We start from the raw sequence: 15981 nt of genomic DNA, 5'->3' as shown, positions 1-15981 counted from the left end.
CAGTAACATTGCTGTTACTGGTTTATTAAATTTGGTGCGGATGGGGGGACTTGAACCCCCACGCCCTAAAGCACCACCCCCTCAAGGTGGCGTGTCTACCAATTCCACCACATCCGCATTTCAAGCTTTCGCTTAAGTGTTAAACTTAATGATTTAAATGAGGAATATAAATCGTCTAACATTTATTTAAGTTAAATTAATTTGGTACGTCAGAGCTTTTCTCTTTCGTAGATGTTACAGGAACATCCTCTTCTACAGGAGACACTGTTTCAACTGCAGGCGCTGCTTCTAGATTTTCCCATTCGTCAGTCTTTTTAATTTGACCCGCAGTAAGGTTACCTAAAACAATGCTTAAAACAAAAAATACAGTTGCCAAACTTGTCGTTGTTTTCGTCATGAAATTACCAGCACCTGACGATCCAAAAACAGTAGCAGACGCACCGGCACCAAATGAAGAGCCCATATCTGCGCCTTTACCTTGTTGGATTAAAACCATACCAACTAATGCCAAGGCAACAACTAAATAAACTACTAATAAAATTTCGTACATCTTATACGGTTCCTTCTGCACTTTTACAAATTGCAATAAATGAATCTGCTTTTAGACTAGCACCACCAATTAGGCCACCGTCTATATCTGTTTGTGCAAATAATAATTCGCTATTTTTTTCATTAACGCTACCACCATATAAGATGGTAAGCCCTTGTGCTAAATTGCCATCTAATGAAGCAATTTTATCACGGATAAATTTGTGAACGTTTTGTGCCTGTTCTGGCGATGCAGTTTTACCTGTGCCGATGGCCCAAACGGGTTCGTATGCTATCACAGAATCTTTTAGTGCCGCTACACCTAATTTATTAATTATTGCATCAATTTGTGTAGAAACGACAAGCTCAGTTTTACCATTTTCTTGCTCTGTTTCACTTTCACCCACACATAAGATTGGAATGAGACCAACATTTTGAGCTCGAGCAAATTTTTCAGCGACCGTAGTATTACTTTCATTATAAATACTACGTCGTTCTGAATGACCTACTAGCACGTACTTCGCGCCTAAATCTTTAATAAGTTTCGCATCAACTTCACCGGTAAAGGCGCCTGGTTCGTTTTCAGAAACAGTTTGCGCTCCTGTACAGACTCCGGTTAAAACCATTGATGATACTAATGGGAACGGGGGAAATAAGACAATGTCTATCTCTTTTGATTTAACATTGTTGATGGCACCAGACATTTGTTTAATTAGCTCTAACGAACCGTTCATTTTCCAGTTGCCTGCGACCATTGGCTTGCGTATTGCCATTTTTCCACTCCACATTAGAAAGCGGGCGAGATATTAACTTTTCTCGCCCAAAGTTACAAGAGGTTATTGTTATCAATCAGTTTATTTGCTCATAGATTCGACAACTGTCGCAATTTTTTGCGCACTATCAAGCACTATTTTTTCTTGTTCTGCTTCAACCATAACACGCACAACAGGCTCAGTACCTGATTTACGAAGTAAAACGCGCCCTTTATCACCTAAGCTTTTCTCTACTTCGGCAACAGCTGCAAGGACCTCTGTTGTACTCGTTGGATCAGTTCCCTGTGTATAACGTACGTTAATCATTTTCATTGGGTATTTAGTAAAGCCTGCACCTAAGTCTTGTAGAGTGCGGTTTTGTGCAACCATTGCAGCCAATACTTGTAGACTTGAAATAATACCATCCCCGGTACTGATCAAATCTAGATTTAGAACATGGCCCGAGCTTTCCCCACCAATTTTCCAACCCTTCTGCTGCAGTAATTCCATAACGTAGCGATCGCCTACTTTACTACGTGCGAACTCAATCCCTTTGGCTTTTAAAGCATTTTCAAGACCCATGTTAGACATAACAGTCCCAACTACGCCACCACCTAAGTTATCTTCTTGGGCTGCTTGACACGCAATTATATAAACTAGATCATCACCATCAAATACACGGCCATTATGATCAACCATCATAACGCGATCACCATCACCATCATAAGCAATACCTACGTCTGCTTTAAATTCAAGTACTTTACGTTTAAGTGTATCTACGTGTGTAGCACCACATTCATGATTTATGTTTACGCCATTTGGCTCACACGCATGGGTAATTACTTCAGCACCAAGTTCGCGCATAACAGAAGGAGCAATATGATATGTAGCACCATTAGCACAATCAACGACGACTTTGAGACCCTCTAATGACAAACCTTGTGGAAACTGACTTTTACAAAATTCTATGTAACGACCATCTGCACTGACTAAACGAGATGCTTTACCTAATTTATCAGATGCAACGCAAGTCATTGGCTCATCAAGCATCGCTTCTATTTGAAGCTCTACGGAATCAGCTAGCTTTAGGCCTTGTCCATTAAAAAACTTAATACCATTATCGTAATAAGGGTTGTGTGATGCACTAATTACAATTCCCGCTTCCGCACGAAACGTTTGCGCTAAATAGGCAACAGCAGGCGTTGGCATAGGGCCAAGTAACACGACGTCAATACCTGCGGCAATTAACCCAGCTTCAAGTGCTGTTTCAAGCATATAACCTGAGATACGTGTATCTTTACCAATAATTACTTTTTTAGTGCCACCCAGAGATAAAACACGCCCTGCTGCCCAACCTAATTTCATAGCAAACTCAGGGTTAATAGGTGCTGTACCAACTAATCCACGCACTCCATCAGTGCCAAAATATTTTCTTTCTTTCATTATTGTATTCCTTGTTCGCAGGCTCGTAATACACTAAGCACGTCTGCGGTTTCTTTTACGTCATGTACGCGAATAATTTTTGCGCCATTTTGCGCCGCGATTAGCGCACCTGCTAAGCTACCTGCCAATCGCTCACTTGTTTCTCTATTTAATAAATTACCTATCATCGATTTACGAGATAAACCAGCCAATAATGGCAAACCCAATTTATTAAAATCATTAAACTTAGCCAATATTTGATAGTTATGGTTAAGCGTTTTTCCAAATCCAAAACCAGGATCTAGGATAAGTCGTTCAAACTTAATCCCGGCTGTTTCACAGGCTTTAATACGTTGACTAAAAAACATATTTATATCTGCAAACAAATCATCATAATGAGGTGCACATTGCATACTGCGAGGTTGCCCTTGCATATGCATTAAACAAATTGCTACATCTTCATAGTGCGCAACTGTTTCTAACGCATCTAATTCTTGCAAAGCTCTTACATCGTTGACTATATCAGCCCCTGCGAGTATTGCTTGTTCCATTACTTGCGCTTTACTGGTATCAATTGAAATAACGCAATCACTGTGCTCACGTATTGCTTTAATAGCGGGAATTACGCGGGCAAGTTCATCTTTCAAACTCACATTTGGTGCGCCGGGGCGGGTAGATTCTCCGCCTATGTCTACAATTTTCGCACCATCATCCAATAACTGCATTGCACGTTTCAGTGCTATTGTTGGGTCTAAAAACTGCCCACCATCAGAAAATGAATCCGGCGTTACATTTAATATTCCCATAATAACGGGCTTTTCAATATTAAGCGTACGTCCTCTGGGAAGCTTTAATATGTTAGTCATTGCCAACCTTTATTCTTTTTCCAATAAAATTAAATTAATGATCTATTATAGCGATAAGTAAATAGCTTAATTACAAGGCGGAATTATGACATATAGTTATTCTATATAAATAATTTCTCAGCGAAGTTAGTGAGTTATTTAATTCGCTAGAATGAACATCCATCAATAAAATTGGTATAAATAACTGATACAAAAAAGCCCCGAAGTACGGGGCTTTCATTCGCTATTTTAACGATTATTCAGCTTTATCATCAAGGTTTGTTTCATCTTTTTTCGATGAATCATCCGATTTTTGACTTTCATCGCTAACTGGCTCTTGAGATTCTTCAGCTTTTACCGGTTTTGCTTCATGGCGGTCATGTGCATCACGCGGTTCACGCACTGGTTGGCGCGCCATTAAATCATCAATTTGCTTAGCATCAATAGTTTCATACTTCATCAGGGCATCTTTCATTGAGTGAAGAATATCAATGTTTTCTTTTAATATTTCTTCTGCTCGTTGATAGTTACGATCTGAAAGTAATCGAACCTCTGCATCAATTATCTTTGCTGTGTCGTCTGACATGCTAGATGCACGACTGCCGCCGCCACCCATATACATTTCATTTTGATCTTCAGCGTAAAGTAACGGACCGAGCTTTTCACTTAAACCCCAGTGTGTAACCATTTTACGAGCAATATCTGTAGCTCGTTCAATATCATTACTCGCACCTGTTGTTACTTTATCAGCACCATAAATAAGCGCTTCAGCAATTCGACCACCGTAAAGGCTAGAAATCATTGATTCTAAAAGCTCTTTTGAATGACTAACACGGTCTTGTTCAGGCAAGTACATTGTTACACCTAGCGCACGGCCACGTGGAATAATAGATACTTTGTAAACTGGATCATGTTCAGGAACCATACGGCCCACAATTGCGTGACCTGCTTCATGATACGCAGTCATTGCTTTTTCTTGCTCGCTCATCACCATGGTTTTGCGTTCTGCACCCATCATGATTTTATCTTTAGCAGCGTCAAATTCAGCCATACTTACAACACGCTTATTGCCACGTGCGGCATAAAGTGCAGCTTCATTTACTAAGTTTGCTAAATCAGCACCGGAGAAACCTGGGGTACCTCTTGCAATAAGTGCCGCTTCAACGTTATCGCCTAATGGCACCTTACGCATGTGTACTTTAAGTATTTGCTCACGGCCACGAATATCAGGTAAACCTACTTCTACTTGACGGTCAAAACGACCTGGACGAAGTAATGCTGGGTCTAATACATCTGGTCGATTAGTTGCTGCAATAACGATAATACCTTCGTTACCACCAAAGCCATCCATTTCTACTAGCATTTGGTTAAGTGTTTGCTCACGTTCGTCGTTACCGCCGCCCATACCAGCACCACGTTTACGACCAACAGCATCAATCTCATCTATAAAGATAATACAAGGCGCTGCTTTTTTAGCTTGCTCAAACATGTCACGTACACGTGATGCACCAACACCTACAAACATTTCAACAAAATCTGAACCAGAAATTGTAAAAAACGGTACTTTCGCTTCACCCGCAACAGCCTTTGCAAGTAACGTTTTACCAGTACCAGGAGGACCAACCATTAGTACGCCTTTAGGAATACTACCGCCAAGTTTTTGAAACTTAGAAGGGTCACGTAAAAAGTCTACCAATTCGGTAACATCTTCTTTCGCTTCATCACAACCAGCAACATCTGCAAACGTTGTTTTAATTTGATCTTCGCTCATTAAACGCGCTTTACTCTTACCAAATGACATAGCGCCTTTACCGCCGCCGCCTTGCATCTGACGCATGAAGAATATCCATACACCAATAAGCAGTATCATTGGGAACCAAGAAATAAATATACTTGCTAAAAATGACTGTTCTTCAGGTTTTACACCTTTCACATTCACATTACTTTTTAATAAGTCATTTAAAATATCTTTGTCATAAATAGGCATAATCGTTTGAAAACGTTCGCCACTGGTTTTAGTACCTGTAATTGTCCCACTGGTACTTTCAATTGCCACTTCTTGTATAGAGCCATTTCGGGCGTCTTTAACAAATTGACTATAGCTTGTCTGACGATCAACTTGATCGCCACCATTAAAGCTCTGAAAGACTGACATCAGCACAACTGCAATGACCAGCCATAGTATTAAATTTTTCGCCATATCGCTCAAGGGGTTAACCTCTTGTATCCAATTAATTTAAATTCAACTAAACGCCAAGCAACTGTACTACAGTTTGTATCCAGTCGCTACTATATATACTTCCCGAGAACGGGCACGCGAGGCATCAGGTTTACGTATCTTCACTACTTTAAAACTATTACGTACGTCTTGTAAGTATTGATCAAAGCCTTCACCTTGAAACACTTTAACAATAAATGCACCATTTTTCTTTAGCACTTGGCTACACATATCTAATGCAAGCTCTACCAAATACATACTACCAGCTTGATCAACTGAATTATTACCACTCATATTTGGTGCCATGTCAGAGAATACCACATCAACATTTTTCCCATCAATGCGTTTTAATAATGCATTTAATACAGCCTCCTCACGAAAGTCACCTTGTAAGAAGTCTACACCTGCAAGGGAATCCATCGGTAAAATATCACATGCTATTACTTGACCTTTATCACCCACTTTTTCGGCTAAATATTGTGACCAACTACCCGGCGCGGCCCCTAAATCTACCACTGTCATACCCGGACGCAGTATCTTATCTCTGTTCTGAACTTCATCTAATTTAAAAACCGCTCTAGAACGCCAGCCTTTTTTTTGCGCTTCTTGAACATATTTATCATCAAAATGTTCTTTCAGCCATCGCTGTGAACTGGCTGACTGTTTTTTATTTGTCATAAATTAACACGCAACTAATTAGTAATATTCTTTAGATGGCGGTAGAATACCCTTAATTCAAGCCATATTCAGCAAAATTTGTATAAACATGACATTATCAAATAAACAAAAGCAGTTTTTAAAAGGTCAGGCACATAGCCTCAAGCCAGTAGTTTTACTAGGTTCTAACGGTTTAACCGAAGGCGTAGTAATGGAAATTAAAAGTGCGTTAGAAATTCACGAATTGATTAAAGTGAAAGCGCCGACTGACGATCGTGAAACTAAAGCTCTTATTTTTGAAGCTATCGTACGTGAAACTGGTGCGACTAAGTTACAAACAATTGGTCACACTATTGTACTTTATCTTCAAAGTGCTGAGAGAAAAATACATTTACCACGTAACTAAATTACTATTTTAAGTAACCTAGTGTGTTTAATGAAAAAACCAGCTTAATGCTGGTTTTTTGTTATTTAACGTTTTAAATTAAAAACTCATTTTATGATGGGTTACATCATATTCACTGCCAGTACTACTGGGCTTCTTATTTAATATAAAGTACTGAGTAAATTGTGTTTCACTCATTGCTAGCACTTTTTCATTCGAAAGTAGCTCGGCTAGTTGCGGTGTTGTATTACTGTGCCCAATAACAACAACTACACCTTTTAGTTTTAGTAACTCATTTTTTAAATCACTTAGCTCACCTGCGTTATACACATTTACGTCGATATTAAAATATGCCTGCAAAGGAGCTGCTGTTTGTAACGTACGTTTATAGTTGCTGCTGAAAATATGTATCTTTTGATATTCTTTAAAAAAAGTAACTAAATTATTTGCACGTGCCTTTCCCGCCTCTGAGAGCGCTGGATTTTTACCCGCTAATTTTTCGCTATGACGAAACAAATATATTTCATCCGGTGTTGCAAATGCCAAACTACAATTAAATAACATAACTAAAAAAATGATTGCTAATATTATTTTATTATTCATATTTTTTACCTCGTTTGTATTCTAATAGTCTGTCGATGAATTCAGTCGTTAGTTCATTGATTACGCCAGTTTCAGCATTAACTATTAAGCTAAAACCAATATTTAAGTGAGGAAATACAACCACATCACTCCTATAGCCTTGCACCCACCCGCTATGATAATAAAGCGTTTCTTCCGCGTAGTTATAAACACGCCAGCCTAAGCCGTAATATGCTTCATTAAGATGCTTTTTCCACACCCTGCGATACAGTTCTTTTTTTGTATGTGTATAAGGACGTGTTTGTTTTGCTAACGCATCTAGCGATAGAACATCAGGGTATTGTCCTAGTTGCGCTTTTAACCAAATAGCCATATCACTAGCACTGGCATTAACACCTGCTGCGGGCCCTACTTTATAGTAATTTTTTTTAAGTTTAGCAGTATACCAACGCTTTTTACCACGCACGTGAGGGAGTGCAAAATTTTTATCTTTTACCATACCATCATAACCTAAACTGGCATCTGCCATTTTCAGAGGTAAAAAAACAGCTTTACTTAACCATTGGGAATAATTTTTATTTGTAGCGTGAAAAATCACATCGTCAATTAAGCTAAACATTACATTTTGATAACCGTAGCATTGTCCGGGTTCACAAATTGGCTTAACGCTAAGTAGCTTTTCAACAATATCGGGGTAGCGCATACGCGACTCAATTAAGTTATCGTATGCATTTGGTACTAAACCACTTGAGTGACTTAAAAGGTGAAATACTTTTAAATCATCTTCATACACTGTGTTTTTGAACTCTGGAATATAATTACTTATTGGTTCATCTAACCTTAATATACCGTCAGAGGCTAGCTTTGCAGCTAACGAACCTGCAAAGGTTTTAGACACAGATGCCAATCTAAAACGAGTATGAGCATCAACACTTTGCCCATTACGTGCTTTGGTAGCTCCTATCGGATGAATGTAGTCACTATTTTGAATATTAACTATCGATAATGCCGCACCGGGAATACCTTTACTCTTTAGTTTCTTTTCGGCATAGCGACCGTACTTTTTTACAAATGAATCCCAACCGGGATCCGCTTTTGCTACGACATCTATTGAGCTAAGCAATAAACACAGCGCTAAAAGGCTATACAATACAGGGGGGAGGTACTTCATTTTTTATAATTTTTATCTTTTTAAACTACATCTAGGTACATAATATCATGAAGTTTTGTTTGGACTAACGTACAATACGACGATTATTGTATTTTTAGTGGGTGTGAAGTACTTATGCGTTTTTTAGTTGTGTCACTTTTTATTTTATTTTTAAGCGGGTGTGTTATCACAAAACAACCAGCGGAGCCTTTGGCTATGCCGTTGAAGCCTAACTTAAAAAGCCAAACATACCAGCTTGAATATGAAACGACTCATTCGTCACCAAAAGTTAAATCTGTTCAATTACCTGCGCATAAAGTTATAAAAAATCAAACTGTTAAGATAATTTCAGACAAAGCAAGCCTAACAGACACACTATTATCGCAAATAAGCCAAGCATTAAACGACAAAGCATTAAAAGTAACGACAAAAAATAATAGTGACTATGTTCTTACTATACAGCAGCTTGATTTGTCATTTACAGACGATACAAAATATTTAATTAAACAGCCACAAAAACCCTTTTCGTTTTATACAGAGGTTGCCCAACAGTACCCAATTCAACAATGTGCCACTATTTTTGCTCAAGTCAGCATGCGTCTAACTCATAAAAAGTCTGGCGACATTGTCTGGTTTGCTAAGTCTTCAATCGACAGCGCAAGCTTTCATCGTGAGCCGCTAGTGTATAGTTTTAATGAAGAACAAAAAATTACGAATGAATTAGAAGTTGTTGCCTTTATCCACCAGCAAAATACAGAAGAGGCACGTTTAGCAAGGTTAGGTAAAGAAATACAAATTCCTAGCTACAAAACACTATCTAAGTTATCAAGCTTAACAAAGCTTACCGGTCCATGTAATCGTACAGAAATAAGTGCATTAACCCCCATGATGCAATTTTATTTAAGCAGTATATTAATCGATAAAATTAAAGTTCAGTAATTTCTAATGTTTGCTACATTTTTTTACAGATTTAAGGAACGTATTAACAATATACTACGCTTTATAACATATAATAATTAGGCTCTTTTGAGATGAAAAACGCTTTACTTAATTATACTTTTTTTATCATTACACTCCTATGTATGAGTATTTTTAGTACTTCAAGTATGGCAAGTAATCGTTATTATGCTGATAACACCTTAGAGCCAACTCAAGGTTTTGCATGGGATTGGAGCGCTGGTGTTGGTTATCATATCGGTGACTCTTACCTAATAGGTGTCGACTCTTATGACCATGGAATGCTGGTTGACTTAACACTTGCCCTATCTTATGAAAATTTTTATCTCGACTTTGATCATAATCAACTAAGTGGCGGCCTTGTTGTAGGTTACAGCCTGATAGACAAGTTTGATTGGGGTCTCGATATTTTAGGTACAAATGTTCAAAGTGGCTTTAACGATAAAGGACTTGGTCTATACAATGATGGCATTATCGATGAGTTAAGGGGTATAAAAACACGTAACTACGATTTTGATACCGGACTCAGATTAACTCGTCGATTTGAAAACTCACAAATTTCTTTTGAATACCTTCATGACATTTCTGGCACACATAATGGCTGGATCGTAAATACCTTTTTTAGCCATATTTTACCCTGGCGTAACTGGGAGTTTAGAACTGGAGTTGGGTTGAGTGCTTACTCTAGTGACTTCACCAATTATTATTTTGGTATAGACAGTAGTGAAGCGACGAGTGATCGTCCAATTTATAGAACAAATGCAAGTAGCAGTATGATGTTTGAATTCCATGCTGAGTACCCAATTAACCAAGATTGGGTCTTTTTAGCAGGATGGCTGACGACTTGGTTTTCAAATGAGATTGATGAAAGCCCTATTATTACTCGAAGATATCAACACCAAGCCAAGGTAGGCCTACGTTATGTATTTTAGATGGGTCTGTGCTTTTCTGCTTTTCCCTACGGCATTTTTATCAAAAGCAGATGAAATGCCCAATGCTCTTATTGCGCTTCCAGATACTTGTGTCGCACTTAGGGAAGGAAGAAACTGTTATGCTGATATCACTCTAACATGGCATCAGCCAACGTTTGGCAATTACTGCTTACGCGATGCGACCTCAAAGTACATTATGCAATGCTGGCTTAAACAAAAGGAAGGAACTTTTAATTATGCTTTTGATTCACAGCAGAGTATCTCATTTGAGCTCTTTGATAGTAATACATCTAAAGTTATTAGCCTTACAGAAGTAAAGCTACAGTGGGTATATCAAAACAGACAAAAGAAACGCCGTTGGCGATTATTTTAATAAACACATTAAGGATAATTTATGAATAACTACGGCACTATTTTACTCGTTGAAGATGATGTATCGCTCGCTCAGTGGGTTGCAGAATACTTAACGGAGCAAGGTTATACGACCCATGTATGCCATCGAGGCGATGAGGTTATTGGCCAAGTAAAAACCTTAAATCCTAGCATTGTCCTACTTGATATTATGCTTCCTGGACAAGACGGAATTAGCGTATGCAGAGAACTGCGTAGCTTTTATAATTCCCCTATTATAATGCTCACCGCACGCGATGAAGAAATGGATGAAGTAATAGGGTTAGAAGTTGGTGCAAGTGACTATGTCATGAAACCCGTTCGCCCTCGTGCACTTTTAGCTAGAATTAAAGCTGCACTTCGCCAAAATAATGAACCAAACAAATCACTGGCAAACGAAACATTAATAACGGTTGGCGCGCTGAGTATTAACACAGAATCTAGAAGCGTAAAATTAAACGAGCTTGATATAAATATATCCAGCGCAGAGTATTTACTTCTTCACTATTTGGCGAGTAATGCGGGTCAAGTCGTATCACGTGACGCTGTTTTTAAAGCAACAAAAGGCCGTGAGTATGACGGCTTGGATAGAAGTGTTGACGTACTTATTTCAGCACTGCGCAAAAAATTTAATGATGATCCACAAAATCCGACTAAAATTAAAACTATATGGGGACGAGGTTACTTACTCGTATCTACCGCATGGTAAAAAGTGATACATAAGTGAAGAAGTTTTATATTTCACTACTTAGCAGTGCGCTTTTATCTATCGTTGTACTTGGCTGGTTAATTGATGCATTTAGCCAACAAACACAAACCTCAGAAGATGAATTTAGTGTGCAAAGTAAGATGATAATGGGCTTTAGCAAACAATTAGCTAATATCCCAACTTCTGAACGTGGTCGTTATGTAAAGCAACTAGCGAATGAGTTTAATTTATTAATTGATTACAAGCACAATGAATCTCTCGCACTACCTCCTTCATTATTATTACAGATGCACACTGCCGGTGGGTTGATTTTAGAAGATCAACAAGGCTTCTATATGCTTTATAGTAGTCAAATATTAAGCCCCTTTCATATATCAATGCGGTTAGAAAAACGCGTAGATACTGAGCAGCGCAATGATATATTTTTAACACTACTATTTTATGCTGGTTTGTGCGTATTTATGGGGTTTATTATTACCCCTCTTGCAAAGCGCTTAACAGTCTTAAATGAAGCAGCTAAAAAGTTTGCCTCAGGTAATGTACAAGCAAGAATTAAAGTATCGCACTTCACCTACATAAAAGATGTAGAGCTCACATTTAACAGAATGGCCAGTCAGATAGAAAAACTAGTCGCCGAAAACAAACTAATGGCGTCAAGCTTATCTCACGATATTCGTACACCCATTGCGTGCCTGCGCTTTGGATTAGATGCGGCTATTGATAGCTATGATGAGCAACAAATAAAAAAATATTTATCCCGTATGGAAAGCGATTTAGACCATATGGAGTCTATGTTAAAAAGCTATTTAGCCTTTGCAACGCTTGAGCAAAATGCCAACAAATTGACCTACTCTTCAACTAATATTAAGCACTATCTCAGTGATATATTAATACAACTAGCACCTAAATTTGAATCGCAAATGCTCAACGTACAACTTAATAGCTCAAGTGACATTATCAATGCCGACTTACATTGGCTTGCTCGTGCAATAACTAACTTATTAAATAATGCTTGTGACTTCGCAGAGCTACATATTTATCTGAGTGCTAAAGTGTACGAACACCAGCTTGTAATCACTGTTGAAGACGATGGCCCTGGTATAGCAAAAGAAAATTTTAATAACGTATTTAGCCCATTTTTCAAAGAAGAAGAACATCGTAACCGCGCAGATAAAAGCTATGGGCTAGGCCTTGCGATTGTTGAAAAAGTAGCTGATTGGCATCATGGCAGCGTAAAAGTAAGTAAAAGTAACCAATTAGGTGGAGCCTGTTTTACACTCATTATCGATCAACATCACAAAGCGTAAAGCATTAATTACACCCTGTAATTAACATTTTAAAAACAAAAACAACCTGTTAACTTTAACTATACAGTAACATTTATTAAAAACATCGCGTATACCATACTACTGGCATACTAAATTGTGTGAGATCAGCAAATAAGCACTTTTTATTTTTTTACATTTCCAGTAGATTGTCTGCGCCGTCAAAAAATAGAGAAGTACAATAATATGAGCGCAGTTAGAGGCGAGTTTAGTTCTCGTTTTGGTTTTATTATGGCCGCCGCAGGTTCTGCTGTTGGCTTGGGTAATATTTGGGGATTCCCTACACAAACAGCCAGCAATGGCGGTGCTGCTTTTTTAGTTGCATATTTAGTACTCGCGTTCTTTTTGGCTTACCCAGCTTTAATGGCCGAACTTATGATTGGTCGCCATGGTCAAGCAAATGCAGTTTCATCGCTTCAAAAAATATCTAATAGACCTTGGCAAAAACACTTCGCGTTTATTGTTGGTTTTGGCGGTATTTTATGTGCTGGATTTATATTAAGTTTTTACGCGATTGTTGCCGGTTGGATGCTCAGCGCAACAGCAGAGCCAATAGCGACGCTTGTTGGTGCAAACTCTACATCCACATGGCTAAGCGAGCAATCACTTACGCGAAATATTATATTTACTATGATCTTTATCTTATTAACCGTCGCTATTATTAGTCGAGGTGTTGAAAATGGTATAGAAAAATGGTCAAAGCGTTTAATGCCTGCATTACTGGGAATTTTATTTTCATTAATTGCTTATGTAATGACGCAAAATGGCGCAATGGAAGGCTTAAAGGCGTACTTAGTTCCTGATTTTTCTTCTATTTTTGATCCTCAGTTATTAGTCAGTGCGTTAGGCCAAGCTTTTTTCTCATTATCATTGGGTACCAGTGTAATGATTATTTATGGCTCATACATTAGTAAAAAAGAGAACCTCGTTTCATTAGGTGCTTATGTAACCCTTATTGACGTCTTCATTGCCTTTGTAGCAGGTTTACTTATTATTCCTGCAATGTATGTCGCTCAAGCACAAGGCGTAGAAATATTTTCACCGGTAACAGGGAAGCTGTTATCAGAAGATACATTAGTATTCCAAGTACTACCTGCATTATTTGATGGTATGGGTAGCGTAGGCTTATTTGTTGGCTTTGCATTTTTTGCATTGATGAGCATAGCAGCGCTAACATCATCAATCTCAATGCTTGAAGCACCGGTATCATACACAGTAGAACGCTTTGCAATGAAACGTGTGCAAGCTACTTGGTTCATTGGCGCTCTAATTGCTGTCGTTAGTATTACAATTGTATGCAATCTCAGCTCTTTATTTGGTCTGGTTATAACACTTACAACGAAAGTTGCCCAACCGCTATTAGGGTTAATGTGTTGCATATTTGTTGGTTGGATTTGGTACAGGGGTTCACTACTCAAAGCTATTCAGCAGGGAAACCCTGAAGTCCATAATACATTTTTTTGGAAAATATGGCCTTGGTATACTAAGTTTGTATGCCCACTAGCAATAGGTACAGTTTTTTTACATTCGTTATTAGGTTAAGCACTATAAAAATAGCCCACATTTGTGGGCTATTTTGTTAGCTATTAAATTAAGTCACTTAGCGTAACTAAAATCACTAAACCACTTTTAAAATCATGTCTTGATGAGGAATACCATCTTCAAGGTACTCTTCCCCCACACTTTCGAAACCAAATGAGCGATAAAAGTCGAGTAAATATGTTTGCGCGCCAATGTAAATATCACGCTCAGGCCACTGGTCTTTACAACAATTTATAGCTGTAACTACAAGCTCACTTGCATAACCTTTGCCTCGTACCTTTTCATTCACTAAAACACGCCCTATTGAGCTGTACTGCGCGTTTCTATCATAACAACGAGCGTAGCTAAGCAACTTATTATTATCAATGCTATATATGTGCCGAGTAGTTACAGCAACATCATGATCATCAAGCTCTGGGTAAGGACAAGCCTGCTCAACTACAAACACATCCACCCGACCACGAACAATAGTAAAAAGTGTATGTGTATCAAAAGCCTCAAATGACTCACATTTAAACTGCATATTAAATCCTATAGACAAAAAAACCAGCCTAAGCTGGGTTTATTTAAATCACTGGCGAGTATTAAGCAAATAAACGCTCTAACTGATCACAAAGCTGTGAAAGATTAACATGATCATGCTCTATTGTTACGTCAATATAACCATCACCTTTAAAAGCACGATCGAGCTCAATTAAAACATGTGTTTTATGCGCTTCCGGCACAAACGACAATTCAATTTCCTGAATGCCAAATAAGCTTCTGCTATTAGGTTTATATTCAAGCTCTTGATAACAGCCAGATACAGACTGAAATGTAGATGCGCGTAAATGCCCCTTCTCCACATCAGCTTTAGCTAAGCTAAAACCTAATTTTTCCATTGCCTGCATACAGGTTTTAACTGCTTCATTAGGGTAAATATGCAAATGGTCTTTATCAGTAGGGTCAAGTGCTAAATCAATATCCAAACCAGTTTCTAGCCAAACGTGAGATTGATTGTAACCTGCATTAATTTCTGTAATTGGTGTTTCAGAGTGAAGACGCGCCTCAAAAGGAATACTTTTAACTTCGCCAGGCTCAATTGTACCAATTTCAGTGATGCGCCACTGATCAATTACATGATTAGTAAAATAATCCCCATCATCTCCTGCTACTTTAACACGAGTCATTAGTAGCAAATCTAAGCCTGATATTTCTTGGCTTATATCACCTGCAGTAATTACAATTTGTGCATTGAAAAGCTGACCTGGTTGCAAGTGCTCTGTCTCTAAAATAGTGTCTACTTTAGCGGCACCAATACCTACCGATGCTAAAATCTTTTTAAACATATATTTCTCCTTAAGCTGAGCGGCTCTGTTATATGCTCTAACTTAAACCTCTTCGTTATCGCATCTTAACCATATTTAAAAGCGGTTGTCAGTGAAAAAGTGTTATTTACATGCTATTTACGATTAAATACGTGTTATATGAGCATTTTTCATACGCAGTAAAGTATCAACTTCATTAAATGAGCATGTCTTTACACTATATTTATTTTCATTGATATGAGTTTTTCGCTACACTGCAATACCAAATGAAGTGATATTA

At 38.1% G+C, this 15981-nt stretch carries 17 protein-coding genes and 1 tRNA gene; 7 read left to right on the top strand and 11 right to left on the bottom strand.

Annotated elements, in window-relative coordinates:
* Nucleotides 1–32: 32 nt before the first annotated feature.
* The 7 genes from AOR04_RS04885 to rlmE form a co-directional block, all read right to left on the bottom strand.
* A tRNA-Leu gene (locus AOR04_RS04885) sits at nt 33–117 on the bottom strand.
* A 79-nt stretch (nt 118–196) separates the two neighbouring features.
* Nucleotides 197–550, bottom strand: a complete 354-nt coding sequence (gene secG / locus AOR04_RS04880; protein ID WP_007377779.1) for a preprotein translocase subunit SecG — start codon at nt 548–550, stop codon at nt 197–199.
* A 1-nt stretch (nt 551) separates the two neighbouring features.
* Nucleotides 552–1301 carry a triose-phosphate isomerase gene (tpiA, locus tag AOR04_RS04875; RefSeq protein ID WP_096792675.1) on the bottom strand — a complete coding sequence of 250 codons (750 nt, stop codon included), beginning with the start codon at nt 1299–1301 and terminating at the stop codon, nt 552–554.
* A gap of 81 nt (nt 1302–1382) precedes the next feature.
* Complete coding sequence (gene glmM, locus AOR04_RS04870; protein ID WP_096792674.1) at nt 1383–2723, bottom strand: phosphoglucosamine mutase; 1341 nt, start codon at nt 2721–2723, stop codon at nt 1383–1385.
* Nucleotides 2723–3568, bottom strand: coding sequence for a dihydropteroate synthase (gene folP / locus AOR04_RS04865; RefSeq protein WP_096792673.1), 846 nt, complete (start codon nt 3566–3568; stop codon nt 2723–2725). The genes glmM and folP overlap by 1 nt, the downstream gene beginning before the upstream one ends.
* A 235-nt stretch (nt 3569–3803) precedes the next feature.
* Nucleotides 3804–5747 carry an ATP-dependent zinc metalloprotease FtsH gene (gene ftsH, locus AOR04_RS04860; protein ID WP_033015932.1) on the bottom strand — a complete coding sequence of 648 codons (1944 nt, stop codon included), beginning with the start codon at nt 5745–5747 and terminating at the stop codon, nt 3804–3806.
* Nucleotides 5748–5813: 66 nt separating this feature from the next.
* Nucleotides 5814–6443, bottom strand: a complete 630-nt coding sequence (rlmE, locus tag AOR04_RS04855; RefSeq protein ID WP_007377784.1) for a 23S rRNA (uridine(2552)-2'-O)-methyltransferase RlmE — start codon at nt 6441–6443, stop codon at nt 5814–5816.
* A gap of 88 nt (nt 6444–6531) precedes the next feature.
* Between rlmE and yhbY the strand changes: the two genes are divergently transcribed.
* Nucleotides 6532–6828 (top strand): ribosome assembly RNA-binding protein YhbY, encoded by a 297-nt coding sequence (gene yhbY / locus AOR04_RS04850; protein WP_007377785.1) that lies wholly within the window; start codon nt 6532–6534, stop codon nt 6826–6828.
* 78 nt (nt 6829–6906) lie between these two features.
* Here the strand turns inward: yhbY and AOR04_RS04845 are convergent, their stop codons facing one another.
* Together AOR04_RS04845 and AOR04_RS04840 are read right to left on the bottom strand one after the other, a co-directional pair.
* The gene (locus tag AOR04_RS04845) at nt 6907–7410 is read right to left on the bottom strand and encodes a SixA phosphatase family protein (protein ID WP_096792672.1); all 504 of its coding nucleotides are present in this window, start codon (nt 7408–7410) and stop codon (nt 6907–6909) included.
* Nucleotides 7403–8560, bottom strand: a complete 1158-nt coding sequence (locus AOR04_RS04840) for a serine hydrolase domain-containing protein (protein WP_096792671.1) — start codon at nt 8558–8560, stop codon at nt 7403–7405. The genes AOR04_RS04845 and AOR04_RS04840 overlap by 8 nt, the downstream gene beginning before the upstream one ends.
* Nucleotides 8561–8674: 114 nt before the next feature.
* On the opposite strand from AOR04_RS04840, the gene AOR04_RS04835 reads away from it, so the two are divergent.
* The 6 genes from AOR04_RS04835 (at nt 8675) to AOR04_RS04810 (ending at nt 14394) form a co-directional block, all read left to right on the top strand.
* The gene (locus tag AOR04_RS04835; protein ID WP_007377788.1) at nt 8675–9478 is read left to right on the top strand and encodes a hypothetical protein; all 804 of its coding nucleotides are present in this window, start codon (nt 8675–8677) and stop codon (nt 9476–9478) included.
* A 92-nt stretch (nt 9479–9570) separates the two neighbouring features.
* Nucleotides 9571–10428: a MipA/OmpV family protein gene (locus tag AOR04_RS04830; RefSeq protein WP_007377789.1), complete on the top strand. Its 858-nt coding sequence runs from the start codon at nt 9571–9573 to the stop codon at nt 10426–10428.
* Complete coding sequence (locus AOR04_RS04825; protein WP_008136943.1) at nt 10418–10801, top strand: DUF3019 domain-containing protein; 384 nt, start codon at nt 10418–10420, stop codon at nt 10799–10801. Before AOR04_RS04830 ends, AOR04_RS04825 begins: the two co-directional genes overlap by 11 nt.
* Nucleotides 10802–10822: 21 nt before the next feature.
* On the top strand, nt 10823–11527 hold the full coding sequence (locus AOR04_RS04820; RefSeq protein ID WP_096792670.1) for a response regulator transcription factor: 705 nt from the start codon (nt 10823–10825) through the stop codon (nt 11525–11527).
* A gap of 14 nt (nt 11528–11541) precedes the next feature.
* Nucleotides 11542–12834, top strand: coding sequence for an ATP-binding protein (locus AOR04_RS04815; protein ID WP_096792669.1), 1293 nt, complete (start codon nt 11542–11544; stop codon nt 12832–12834).
* Nucleotides 12835–13038: 204 nt separating this feature from the next.
* Nucleotides 13039–14394, top strand: coding sequence for a sodium-dependent transporter (locus tag AOR04_RS04810; protein ID WP_096792668.1), 1356 nt, complete (start codon nt 13039–13041; stop codon nt 14392–14394).
* A 76-nt stretch (nt 14395–14470) separates the two neighbouring features.
* On the opposite strand, the gene AOR04_RS04805 is transcribed toward AOR04_RS04810, so the two are convergent.
* Nucleotides 14471–14917, bottom strand: a complete 447-nt coding sequence (locus AOR04_RS04805; RefSeq protein WP_008136946.1) for a GNAT family N-acetyltransferase — start codon at nt 14915–14917, stop codon at nt 14471–14473.
* Between the two features lie 61 nt (nt 14918–14978).
* The gene (locus tag AOR04_RS04800; RefSeq protein ID WP_096792667.1) at nt 14979–15722 is read right to left on the bottom strand and encodes a sporulation protein; all 744 of its coding nucleotides are present in this window, start codon (nt 15720–15722) and stop codon (nt 14979–14981) included.
* Nucleotides 15723–15981: the final 259 nt, after the last annotated feature.

The organism is Pseudoalteromonas sp. 1_2015MBL_MicDiv, assembly GCF_002407505.1.
Taxonomy (GTDB): Bacteria; Pseudomonadota; Gammaproteobacteria; order Enterobacterales; family Alteromonadaceae; genus Pseudoalteromonas; species Pseudoalteromonas fuliginea.
The sequence above is the reverse complement of the archived record's forward strand: the minus strand, read 5'-3'. Positions and strand labels throughout refer to the sequence as shown.